The organism is Neobacillus niacini, assembly GCF_030817595.1.
GTDB classification, from domain to species: Bacteria; Bacillota; Bacilli; order Bacillales; family Cytobacillaceae; genus Neobacillus; species Neobacillus niacini_G.
The window spans coordinates 1740100-1752010 of record NZ_JAUSZN010000001.1 but is presented as its reverse complement, the minus strand read 5'-3'; the positions used below and the strand labels follow the sequence as shown (position 1 = coordinate 1752010).

At 41.3% G+C, this 11911-nt stretch carries 13 protein-coding genes and 1 pseudogene; all 14 read left to right on the top strand.

Annotation, left to right across the window (positions count from 1 at the left end):
* Positions 1-74 precede the first annotated feature (74 nt).
* Positions 75-294: pseudogene (locus QFZ31_RS08765) on the top strand (sigma-70 family RNA polymerase sigma factor); the annotation flags it as partial.
* Positions 295-356: 62 nt separating this feature from the next.
* A complete protein-coding gene (locus QFZ31_RS33810) occupies positions 357-623 on the top strand; it encodes a DL-endopeptidase inhibitor IseA family protein (protein ID WP_373459837.1) in 267 nt (88 codons plus the stop codon).
* 225 nt (positions 624-848) lie between these two features.
* A complete protein-coding gene (locus QFZ31_RS08760) occupies positions 849-2027 on the top strand; it encodes an acyl-CoA dehydrogenase family protein (RefSeq protein WP_307302508.1) in 1179 nt (392 codons plus the stop codon).
* Positions 2028-2088: 61 nt separating this feature from the next.
* Positions 2089-2853, top strand: a complete 765-nt coding sequence (gene fabG / locus QFZ31_RS08755) for a 3-oxoacyl-ACP reductase FabG (protein WP_307302506.1) — start codon at positions 2089-2091, stop codon at positions 2851-2853.
* Positions 2854-2877: 24 nt separating this feature from the next.
* Entirely contained in the window at positions 2878-3327 is a 450-nt protein-coding gene (locus QFZ31_RS08750) for a MaoC family dehydratase N-terminal domain-containing protein (RefSeq protein WP_307302504.1), read from the top strand.
* The gene (locus tag QFZ31_RS08745; RefSeq protein ID WP_307302502.1) at positions 3324-3725 is read left to right on the top strand and encodes a MaoC/PaaZ C-terminal domain-containing protein; all 402 of its coding nucleotides are present in this window, start codon (positions 3324-3326) and stop codon (positions 3723-3725) included. The genes QFZ31_RS08750 and QFZ31_RS08745 overlap by 4 nt, the downstream gene beginning before the upstream one ends.
* Before the next feature lie 88 nt (positions 3726-3813).
* On the top strand, positions 3814-4968 hold the full coding sequence (locus QFZ31_RS08740) for an acyl-CoA dehydrogenase family protein (protein WP_307302500.1): 1155 nt from the start codon (positions 3814-3816) through the stop codon (positions 4966-4968).
* Positions 4969-5095: 127 nt separating this feature from the next.
* A complete protein-coding gene (locus QFZ31_RS08735) occupies positions 5096-6283 on the top strand; it encodes a thiolase family protein (protein WP_307302499.1) in 1188 nt (395 codons plus the stop codon).
* A 152-nt stretch (positions 6284-6435) separates the two neighbouring features.
* Positions 6436-7209 carry an SDR family oxidoreductase gene (locus QFZ31_RS08730; protein ID WP_307302497.1) on the top strand — a complete coding sequence of 258 codons (774 nt, stop codon included), beginning with the start codon at positions 6436-6438 and terminating at the stop codon, positions 7207-7209.
* 31 nt (positions 7210-7240) lie between these two features.
* Positions 7241-8410 (top strand): thiolase family protein, encoded by a 1170-nt coding sequence (locus tag QFZ31_RS08725; protein WP_307302496.1) that lies wholly within the window; start codon positions 7241-7243, stop codon positions 8408-8410.
* Positions 8411-8560: 150 nt separating this feature from the next.
* Positions 8561-9424, top strand: coding sequence for a branched-chain amino acid ABC transporter permease (locus tag QFZ31_RS08720; protein ID WP_307302493.1), 864 nt, complete (start codon positions 8561-8563; stop codon positions 9422-9424).
* The gene (locus QFZ31_RS08715) at positions 9424-10425 is read left to right on the top strand and encodes a branched-chain amino acid ABC transporter permease (protein ID WP_307302492.1); all 1002 of its coding nucleotides are present in this window, start codon (positions 9424-9426) and stop codon (positions 10423-10425) included. The genes QFZ31_RS08720 and QFZ31_RS08715 overlap by 1 nt, the downstream gene beginning before the upstream one ends.
* A gap of 3 nt (positions 10426-10428) precedes the next feature.
* Positions 10429-11196: an ABC transporter ATP-binding protein gene (locus QFZ31_RS08710; RefSeq protein WP_373459836.1), complete on the top strand. Its 768-nt coding sequence runs from the start codon at positions 10429-10431 to the stop codon at positions 11194-11196.
* Positions 11189-11896 (top strand): ABC transporter ATP-binding protein, encoded by a 708-nt coding sequence (locus QFZ31_RS08705; protein ID WP_306073927.1) that lies wholly within the window; start codon positions 11189-11191, stop codon positions 11894-11896. The genes QFZ31_RS08710 and QFZ31_RS08705 overlap by 8 nt, the downstream gene beginning before the upstream one ends.
* Positions 11897-11911: the final 15 nt, after the last annotated feature.

Below are 11911 nucleotides of genomic sequence, written 5' to 3'. Positions count from 1 at the left end.
TTACCAATGTGTAACCCTTTTTTTGGTAAAAAAAAGTATGATGTACAGGAAGATTAAAGGCGGGTGAGATATCTGTGGAAACAATTTTTAATAAATTATATAAAAAATATCATTATGATTTATTTAATTTTCTTTATTATATGGTCCAGAACCGAGAGCAGGCGGAGGACCTTGTTCAAGAAGTATATATACGTGTTCTAAAATCGTACCAGCAGTTCAAGGGTGAGAGCAGAAAAAACATGGCTGATTGCAATTGCTCGCAATGTAGCGATTGACTTCTTTCGGAAACAAAAAGGGGTGAATCAGCGGATGATAAACAAAGTAGAAATTTTTGACCTAATGGATGGGTTTGAGATTTGTACCAGGCTAAGAGAAAGTCATCCGGAATTGCCAATTATTATTGTATCGGCTCGGGGGCAGGATATGGAAAAGATTATGGGTATGGGGACTCACTTTTAAACTACGACCGAGCAGAGGTTATCCAAAAGAAGAATAAGGGAAATGAAATGGAGATTGATTTGAAAGTTCCGTTGGGAGATACGAATTCCTATGAATTTGTCCATATTAGCTTTCAAAAAACCGAAAATGGGTGGAGGATTTTCTCGGAACCGGGATCATTTTAAGGAAAGCGGCAAGTTAAAGATATAACTTGCTGTTTTTCCTGTGGTTAACTTAATGATTGGATAAGAGAAAATAAGATTTATATAATAAAAAACTTGTGTTATCTGAAAGTTCAGAATAAAATTAAACTAACATACCAACCGGTAGGTATGTATCCGGTTTTGCCAGCATAATTATATTTAGCGGCTATTATACTAAATTCTAAAAAAATGAATGGAGTGAAAGGTATGCATTTACGTTTGACAGATGAACAAAAGATGGTCCAAAAAACAATTAGAAGATTCGTAGAAAAAGAGTTAATTCCACTTGAGAATGAAGTACTAAGAAATGAAAGAGAAGGTAAGCCGAGTCTTCCACCTGGAGTACTCAAAGAACTTCAGTTAAAAGCGAAGGAAGCTGGCTTTTGGGGCATAAATACGCCAGAGGAGTATGGCGGAGCAGACCTAGGGCAAATGATGATGGCAATTGTATTGATGGAGGTTTCAAAGACGTTTGTCCCATTTAGCTTTGGCGGATCCGCAGACAATATCCTTTATTACGGTAATGAAGAACAAAAGAAGAAATACTTAATTCCTACTATTAACGGTGAGAAGAAGTCTTGCTTTGCGATGACAGAGCCAGGTGCAGGATCAGATACTAGGAATATTAAAATGACAGCAGTGAAAGATGGAAATGACTGGGTGTTGAATGGTGAAAAAACATTCATTACAGGTGGAAATGAAGCAGACTTTGTCATGGCAATTGCCATCACAGATAAAGACCTGCACCAATCCACACAGGGGCGAGAAGGTGTCACCTGCTTTATTGTCGACCGAGATATGGGCTGGAAATCTGAGTATATACATACCATGGGAGAATGGGGACCAGCCGGCCTAGTATTTGAGAATGTTCGAGTACCAGATGAGAATATCCTTGGTGAATTACACAAAGGTTACAATCTAGGATTGGAATGGATAGGATTTGCGAGATGGGTAGTCGGTGCCAGAGCTGTAGGTGCAGCAGAGCGCTTATTACAAATGGCCATTGATTATTCGAAGGAACGGATCACCTTTGGAAAGCCAATTGCAGAAAGACAGGCTATACAGTGGCAAATTGCTGACTCTGCGGTTGAGATTGAAGCTGCTAAGTGGCTGGTATTAAATGCGGCCTTCACGCTTGATAACGGAGAAGATAATCGCCACCTAGCTTCGATGGCAAAGCTTTATGGCGCGAATATGGGGAATAATGTGGTCGACCGCGTTCTGCAAATTCATGGAGGAATGGGCTATACAAGGGAATTACCAATCGAGCGCTGGTACCGTGAAGCAAGACTTTGGAGAATTTATGACGGTACAGACGAAATTCAACGCATGATTATTGCAAGAAATCTAATTAAAGGACATGTTAAAGTAGGGCAATACGTATGATTAATTTTGAAAGCGTTATCTAAAAAACCAGGTTGATAGATTTTGATTAGGAGGAAGAGAAATGGCAGGTAGATTTTCAGGAAGAGTGGCATTTGTAACAGGCGGGAGCCGTGGAATTGGAAAAGGGATTGTTGAACGTTTCGCAGAAGAAGGCGCGAAGGTAGCGTTTATTGATTTAAATGAAGAAGCACTTGCTGCGACAACAAATGAACTAAGAGAAAAAGGCTATGATGTTTTTTCAAAGGTGGCAAATGTAGTGGATGCTGAACAGGTAGAAGGTGCGATCAAGGAGACGTACGATGCATTTGGATCGATTGATATTCTTGTTAATAATGCAGGAGTAATTCGCGATAACTTACTTTTTAAAATGACAGACTCAGATTGGCAGACGGTCATGGATGTTCATTTAAAAGGATCATTTAATGCCGCACGAGCAGCACAAAAGTACATGGTGGAAAATAAATATGGCCGTATTATTAATATATCTTCGACTTCAGCTCTTGGCAATCGTGGTCAGGCAAACTATGCTGCAGCAAAAGCAGGATTACAGGGCTTCACAAAGACACTTGCGATAGAGCTGGGGAGATATGGAATTACGGCAAACTCTGTTGCACCTGGGTTTATTGAGACTGAAATGACAAAGGAAACCGCTGATAGAATTGGTGTTCCATTTGAACAATTAATTCAGCACAGTGTAGCGAGCATTCCTGTTGGAAGAAGTGGAAAGCCTGCAGATATCGCCAATGCAGTGGCATTCTTTGCCGATGAACAATCTTCTTTTGTAAATGGTCAGGTTATTTATGTTGCCGGCGGACCAAAAAATTAATCGATAAAGTGAGGCGAAGATAAATTGTTTAATGAAACAGTTGGTAAACGCTCAAATAAAGTGAAGAACGTTGTCGAGAGAGGAGCAGTTAAAAAATTTGCAGAAGCAATTGGAGATCTCCATCCTATCTACTTTGATGAAGAAGTAGGCAGAAATTCAAGGTATCAAAATAATATTGCCCCGCCTACCTTCCCGAGGACGTTTGATTATGGTGTGATTGAGGGATTAAATCTGCCAAATAAAGGATTAATTCATGGAGAGCAAACCTTTCATTATAAGCGACCGCTTGTCGTTGGTGAAGAACTTCTTTGTTATTCCGAAGTGAAGAAATACTTTGAGAAAAAAGGTAATTTTGGTGATATGGGTTTTCTTGTCTTGGAAAGTTTTGGTGAAGATGCAGCTGGAAACGTGATATTTAGTTCAACATCAACGGTTGTTATTTCTGAAGCTGTGAGGAAGGTGCTGACAAAATGAGTACTCTTATGCAATTACAAGTTGGTGAATCACTTAAAGAAATTCAGTTAGACCCGGTCTCACGGATTGATTTAATAAAATATGCAGGTGCCTCCGGTGACTTTAATCCGATTCATACGATCGATGAGGAAGCGAAAACAGCCGGATTACCAGGGATTATTGCTCATGGTATGTGGACAATGGGCAATCTTGCAAAGCTTTTCACGCCGTATTTTGAAGATGGCTTTATTCAGGATTATTCGATCCGATTTAAAGGAATGGTCTTTTTAAATGATGTCATTACTCTTAAAGCAACCTTAAAAGAAGTAGTTGACAATAAATTATGCTTTCAGGTTCAAGCTGTAAACCAAAATGGAAATGAAGTTTTAAAAGGGGAAGTTTTGTTTAACCAATTCTAAGTAGTCATTAATAACCCGGTCAAAAGAGAGATACATGCTTATTGGCTGGGTTTATTATAGTAGAGATGGATGAAATGAGGTGATTAAGATGAACTTTGAATTTGATGAGGATATCTTATTTTTAAAAAAGAATGTGCGTGATTTCATTCAAACCGAAGTAGAAGCTGTTGCCATGCAAATTGAAGAAGAAAATAAAATTCCCGAAAAAATTATTCAATTATCAAGGGAAATCGGACTTTTCGGTCTCAGTATTCCGGAACAGTACGGCGGACTGGGAATTGGAATGGTTGGAAAATGTGCATTATATGAGGAAATCGGTCAAACGCACAACGGCTATACCACTTTAATTGGTGCTCATACAGGAATTGGTACAGTGGGGATAGTGGAAATGGGTAATGAGGAACAAAAGAAAAAATACCTTCCTGCAATGGCGAGCGGTGAAAAATTGGGAGCTTTTGCTCTAACGGAGCCGGATGCCGGCTCGAATGCCGCCAATTTAAAAACTACGGCAGTCCGAAAAGGAGATAAATTCCTTATCAAAGGGTTGAAGCATTATATCACTAATGCAACTGAAGCCAGTGTGTTTACGGTAATGGCGGTTACTGACCCGGGAAAAGGAGCAAAAGGGATAACTTCGTTCATCGTTGAAAAGGATTTTCCTGGCTTTCAAATTGGGGCAGTGGAGCGGAAAATGGGATTAAGAGGTTCACATTCGGCAGAATTAATTTTCGAAGATTGTGAGGTACCTCTGGAAAATGTCCTTGGAACCGAGGGGCAGGGCTATGTCAATGCGTTGAAAATATTAACAAATGGTCGTGCTGGTTTAGCGTCTAGGAATCTTGGTTCCTGTCAAAAATTGCTAGACATGTCTGTGAGGTACGCGAAAGAACGTATCCAATTTGGCACCCCGATCATCAAACACCAGGCAGTCAGCCATATGTTAGCGGAAATGGCGGTCGAAATTGAGGCACTGCGTTCGTTTACCTACCGTGTGGCATGGATGGTTGACCAAGGAATGAAAGTTATGAAAGAAGCTGCAATGTTAAAGCTTTATGGGTCAGAGGTGTATAACAGGGTGGCGGATAAAGCTGTTCAGATCCATGGGGGACTTGGCTATATTGCGGATTATCCTGTTGAAAGATTTTATCGGGATGCACGAATTACGAGGATTTATGAAGGGACCTCGGAGATACAGAAAAATATCATCGCATCGCAACTGGATATTGAGTATAGCGGATTATAGTGACCGAAGTGCATTTAGAAAGAGCAGTTGGGTCAATTCAGGAAGCTTGGAGTCACCGAAAAACATTCAAAAAGAGCATTTGGGTTAATGCAGGAAACTTTGGAGCTACTCAACAGATAAAGGAGGTATGACCGTGAAAGATATCGTAATTCTTAGTGCGGTTCGGACGCCGGTGGGGAGATATGGCGGCGCATTAAGAAGTCTTAATTCTGGACAGCTGGGTTCAATCGTCATTAAAGAAGCCATCGACAAAGCAGGTATCGCAGCTAGCCAAGTACATGAAGTAATACTAGGGGAAGTAAGGCAAACCACAGAGAGTTCCAATGTTGCGAGAGTAGCCGCACTACGAGCCGGCGTACCAGAAACGTCACCTGCTTTCACTGTAAATCGTCTCTGTGCTTCTGGTATGCAGGCGGTTGCTTCAGCTGCTCAGCAAATTGCGTTTGGACATGCAAATATTGTGGTTGCCGGCGGTACCGAAAGCATGAGCAATGCGCCGATCTATCTAAGAAATTCTCGTTTTGGCGGTGATAATCCTAAACTGGTTGATTCTAACACTGAAGTGGGCCAGCAGCCAACAGAGCAATATGGATACCATCTTGGCATGGGTATCACCGCAGAAATTGTTGCAGAACGATACTCGATTACGCGGGAAGAACAGGATGTATATGCATTAGAAAGTCAACACCGTGCTCTCAGTGCGATTGAAAGTAACCGATTTTATGCAGAAATTATTCCAGTTGAAGTAAAAACGAAAAAAGGTACAATCTTGGTTAAACATGATGAACATCCTAAACCGGAAACCACGATTGAATCCCTGGCAAAGCTTAAGCCTGCATTTAAAGAAAATGGAACCGTTACAGCAGGTAATTCATGTGGCAGAAATGACGGTGCGGCAGCAATGGTGTTAACCTCAGATGAATATGCTAAGTCCCTAGGATTAAAACCAATTGCTAGAATCGTAGATTGGGCGATTACAGGGGTTTCACCTGAGGTAATGGGAATCGGACCTGTACCTGCAGTGAAAAAGCTACTAGAACGTACTAATCTATCACTTGAGGATATTGACTTATTTGAATTAAATGAGGCATTCGCCTCCCAGGCAATAGCTGTAATACGAGAATTAAATTTAGATAAGGCAAAGGTAAACGTCAATGGCGGTGCCATTGCACTTGGACATCCACTTGGCGCTTCCGGGGCAAAGATCATGACAGCTTTAGTGTATGAATTGATTCGTCGTCAGCAAAAAAGGGGTATCGCTACCCTATGTGTCGGCGGTGGCCAAGGCATGGCCATCATGGTAGAGCTGATTTGAATTTTTTTTACCAATAGAAACGAGAAATTTGGTGAAAGAATAGTATTGAATATTACAAATATTTTGTATATTATGTCTTTAGTAACATACTAACTAGTTAGTATGTAAAATCTTAATAGAGTAAGTAAATATGGTTATAGGAGGAAACGTCGATGCATGTAAAAGAGTTATTTGATTTAACAGGAAAGGTTGCCATTGTGACTGGTGGTGGACGAGGTCTAGGTCAGCAAATCGCTGAAGGATTTGCGGAGGCCGGTGCCAATGTAGTGGTATGTTCAAGGAGACTTGAGGCGTGTCAGGAAGTAAGTGAAGGATTAAAGAAAATCGGTGTGGATAGCCTTGCTATAAAATGTGATGTAACCAATCCAGAGGATGTAAAGAATGTAGTTGACTTTACGTTAGAAAGGTTTGGGAGAATCGATATCTTAGTAAATAATAGTGGTGCGACTTGGGGGGCACTTGCTGAAGAAATGCCGCTTGAGGCTTGGAAGAAAGTAATCGACGTCAATGTAACAGGAACATTCCTTATGTCACAGACTGTGGGAAAAGTTATGCTAGAGCAAAAATCAGGAAAAATCATAAACATTGCCTCTGTAGCAGGTCTTAAGGGAAGTAATCCTGATTATATGAATGCGATTGGCTACAATACTTCTAAAGGAGCAGTCATTACTTTTACAAAGGATTTAGCGGTTAAATGGGGTCCGCACGGTGTTTATGTCAATGCAATAGCGCCAGGGTTTTTCCCTACGAAAATGTCAAAGGGATTGCTAGAGAAGGGCGGCGAAGGGATTCTACAAGGCACTCCATTGCGTAAGTTTGGTTCAGATACTGACCTAAAAGGAGTAGCATTATTCCTAGCGGCACCCGCATCTGATTTTATCACAGGAGACATTGTTGTTGTGGATGGCGGCGCACACGCTATGTAGAGTAATCACTTGATAGAAGGGGTGAAGAGAAATGAAAAGGGATGCAGTTATCGTCTCAGCTGTAAGGACAGCAATTGGCAGGCAAGGTGGTGCTCTTGCAACGATTCCAGCGCATGTGTTAGGTACAGAGGTAATGAAAGAAGCCGTGAAGCGCGCAAATATTGATCCAGAAATGATAGATGATGTTATCTTTGGGAATGTTTTATCAGGCGGGGGAAATATTGCTAGATTAACAGCATTACAGACAGGACTATCAATAAATTTACCTGGTTTAACGGTAGATCGCCAGTGCGGTTCCGGAATAAATGCCATTAATCTGGCAGCACAAGCTATTTGGGCTGGCGATGGTGATATCTTTATTGCCGGTGGTACGGAAAGTATGAGCCGGGCTCCGTATTTGATGGATCGCCCAGAAAAGCCATATAGCGCTACGCCCCCAAGCTTTAGGAAATCACAACTATCACCAAACGACATCGGAGATCCTCCTATGGGAATAACAGCTGAAAATCTAGTTAAAAAATATAAGATTACGAGAGAAGAACAGGATGAATTTGCGCAGACGAGCCAACAGCGTATGAAGTCTGCTATGGAAGAAGGACGCTTTAATGAACAAATCGTTCCGATCTCCATTCCAGTAAAAAAGGGTGAACCATTCATCTTTAAAACAGATGAACATCCACGCCCGCAAACGACGATTGAGGCATTGTCAAAGCTACAGCCAGCTTTCCTCAAAGGCGGTACTGTAACCGCCGGTAATAGCTCCGGATTAAATGATGGAGCGTCCGCTCTTGTGATTATGTCTAGAGAAAAAGCAGAGGAATTAGCTATCACGCCGCTAGCGGTTATCCGTTCTTATGCAATTGCAGGGGTTGATCCTAATATCATGGGAATTGGACCTGTTCCTGCCGTAAGGAAAGTTATAGAAAAGGCTGGACTTTCTATAGCCGACATGGATCTGATAGAAATCAATGAAGCTTTTGCAGCACAGGTACTTGCGTGTAATCGTGAGCTTAATATGGATTTGAATAAAGTAAATATCAATGGCGGTGCCATCGCACATGGTCATCCACTTGGAGCAACAGGCGCCATCTTAGCAACCAAAGCAGTTTATGAACTTAAACGTTCAAATGGAAGATATGCGCTCATAACGGCTTGTATTGGTGGGGGTCAAGGGATCGCTACTATAATCGAAAGAGAGTAAAAGTGTTTAAGGCAGAAATAATGGACACTATTTTCCATCTTCTTAATGTGAATGTTTTAAAACTTTATAAGGGTCAGTAATGCCTTATGGGAGTAGCCAATCTCGGGTTTGCTCCCATATGAAATCGTTGGATAAAGAAGGAGGGAACCAATGGAGATTCTTATTCAGCAATTATTTAACGGCTTGACAATTGGAAGCGTTTACAGTCTGGTGGCTTTAGGCTTAACACTCGTTTATGGGATCCTCCACATACCGAATTTTGCACACGGTGCGCTCTATATGATGGGTGGATACATAACGTTAACGATGATGACCAAATACGGGTTACATTACTGGATTGCTATATTTGTATCGATTTTGGTTGTTGGTATGATAGGTGTCTTTATGGAACGATTTGTTTTCCATCCTCTTAGAGAAGCGCCGCCGATCCATGATAAGATTGCAGCGATTGGGATCCTCTTATTCTTAGAAGCTTTCGCTCAATTCGTCTGGGGGGCAGAATTCCAAAGCATGCCAACTCCATATGGTCAAGTTGTACAGATTTTTGGATTAACGTTTACTATGCAGCGCTTGCTTATTGTTATTTCTGCCATAGTCGTTATGATTCTACTAACTTTATTCTTGAAAAAAACTTTTACCGGTTCAACCATTATTGCAATGTCACAAAATCGAGAAGGTGCAAATTTAGTAGGAATCAACACGAATAGAGTCGCCATGCTTACATTCATGATATCGGGTGGTTTAGCCGCTATTGCTGCGTCGTTAAGTGCACCTATCAATCTTGTATTTCCAGCGATGGGACAGCTAGTCATTTTAAAAGCGTTTGTTATCATCATCCTTGGCGGTATGGGAAGTGTACCTGGAGCCATTTTAGGCGGCTATATTTTAGGATTTAGTGAAAGTTTAGGGGCAACCTATATTTCCAATGATTATAAGGATATCATTGCCTTCGTCCTCCTCGTTCTAATACTATCTGTTAAACCTACAGGTCTGTTTTCAAAGGGGGGCCATTAATGGCAAAAGTTCAAAGAATTGCTATCCTTGTCCTTATTTTATTAGCCATTATCTTTCCAATAATCAGTCAGAATGATTATTTCATCCACGTGATGACACTTTCCTTTATTTGGATGATTGGTGTTTACGGCCTTAATCTGCTTGCGGGTTATACTGGCTATCTTTCCTTGGCACATGCAGGGTTCTTTGCAATAGGAGCCTACTCACTTGGTTTATTAACCGTCAAAGCAGAAATGAATTTCTGGCCAGCACTTTTTCTATCCCTAGTTATTACGGGGGTCATTGGTTTCTTTGTCGGCCTCATCTCGCTTAGGACAAAGGAGCACTTTTTTGCGATTTATACGCTCTGTGTTGGCTATATTATCTATCTTGTCATTGATAAATGGGACAGCTTAACCGAAGGTGTTCGGGGGCTGATTGGAATTCCTGCACCGGCAAACATCGGACCACTTTCTTTTGAAACCTTACAAAGCCACTACTACTTAGTTCTATTCTTCCTACTCCTAGTCGTCCTCATCATGTATCGAATCGTTCATTCACTTTCAGGCAGAACCTATATCGCAATTCGTAATAGTGAAGATTTGGCGCAAACTATCGGGATTTCGACCATGAAAAATAAACTAACGGTATTCGTGATATCAACAGTAATTGCGGGGTTATCTGGAGCACTGTATGCCTCTTTTGTCCGTTTTATTGGACCAGATATTGGTTCAATCGCGATTGTGTTTGATTTTCTAACCTATTTACTAGTTGGAGGAATTGGAACCTTAAGTGGTCCCATTGTTGGTACGATCTTAATTGTTGTCCTATCACAGCGGCTTCAATTTTTACAGGATTATCGGATGCTCGTTTTCGGACCCGTGTTAACTCTGTTAATTATATTCTATCCGCGCGGAATTGTCGGAGCAGTCGTAAGCTGGACTCAAAAACGAAAGGCCTCTTTTCATCAACCAATCATTCGTGCTAAGAAACTGCCTGAAGAACAAGTAAAGGAGGGGTAAGGGATGATTTTCTTGGAAACGAAGAAGTTAACAAAAAAATTTGGTGGATTAGTGGCTGTTAACAATGTTGACTTTACGATAGAGCAAGGAAAAATTAACGCCATCATTGGTCCCAATGGTGCTGGTAAGTCGACTTTTTTCAACTTAATCAGCGGCTTTCATCCTCCAAGTTCGGGGCAGGTTATCTTCAAAGGACACGATGTTACTAAATTACCTTCTAATAAAATAGCACAGTTAGGGGTTGCACGGACCTTCCAAACGACGAATCTATTCGAGCAATCTAGCGTATTGGATAATATTATTGTCGGTCATAGGTTACGAACAAATTCCAATTTATTTGATGCGATCTTCCGGACGAAGCGACTTAAAACAGAAGAAGCCCTTTGCCGTGAAAAAGCTATGGAGGTAATTGAGTTTGTTGAATTACAAAAAGTAGCATATAAACCCGTTGCAGGTTTAACACAGGAGGAGAAAAAACGAACAGCGTTTGCATTAGCACTGGCCACTAACCCTGAAATCGTCTTTCTTGATGAACCTGCGGCAGGAGTTAATCCCGATGAGACCGAGGGGTTAGCGGTGTTAATGAAAAAAATGGCGCTTAAGGGAATTACCGTTTGTCTGATTGAACACAAAATGCAAATGATTATGAAGCTAGCTGACAAAATTATGGTATTGAATTATGGAGAAAAGATTGCAGAGGGCAAACCTGAAGACATCCAGAATAATCAGGCTGTCATAAAGGCTTATTTGGGAGGTGGGGCAATTGCTTAGTTTGAAAAACATCTCGGTCAAATATGGCAGTTTTGCCGCGGTGCACGGTTTAAACATCGAAGTGAAAGAGGGAGAAATCGTCGTCCTGTTAGGTTCAAATGGTGCCGGCAAAAGCACTACCTTTCGTGCGATCAGCGGGCTAAACAAGCCAGCAGAAGGAGAAATTCTTTTTGAAGGAAAGTCATTAAACAAGGTGTCCGCGGACAAAATTGTTCAATTAGGGATTGGTCAATGTCCAGAAGGAAGAAAGCTTTTTCCTGCGATGTCTGTCCAGGAAAACTTAAGAATGGGTGCTTTTGTTCACAGAAGGAAGAAGGATGAAATTAAAAAGTCTTTACAGCACGTCTATGAACTTTTCCCAATCCTCCATGATAAAAAAGACGACGCTGCCGGTTCATTAAGTGGCGGGCAGCAGCAAATGCTTGCCATAGGCAGAGCGTTAATGTCGAAACCGAAATTGATGCTTCTCGATGAACCATCGGTTGGTCTTGCTCCATTGATTGTGGAGCAAATGTTTGAGGTTATTCAGCAAATCAATCGTGAGGGGACCACGATCCTCTTGGCAGAGCAAAATGCCAACGCTGCTTTAAAAATTGCAGATAAAGGCTATGTTTTTGAAAGTGGCTCCATTGTCCTTCAAGGCACATCACAAGAATTATTTGCGAATGATGAGGTCAGGAAGGCGTACATAGGAGCTTAAAAATTTGTTTGTCAT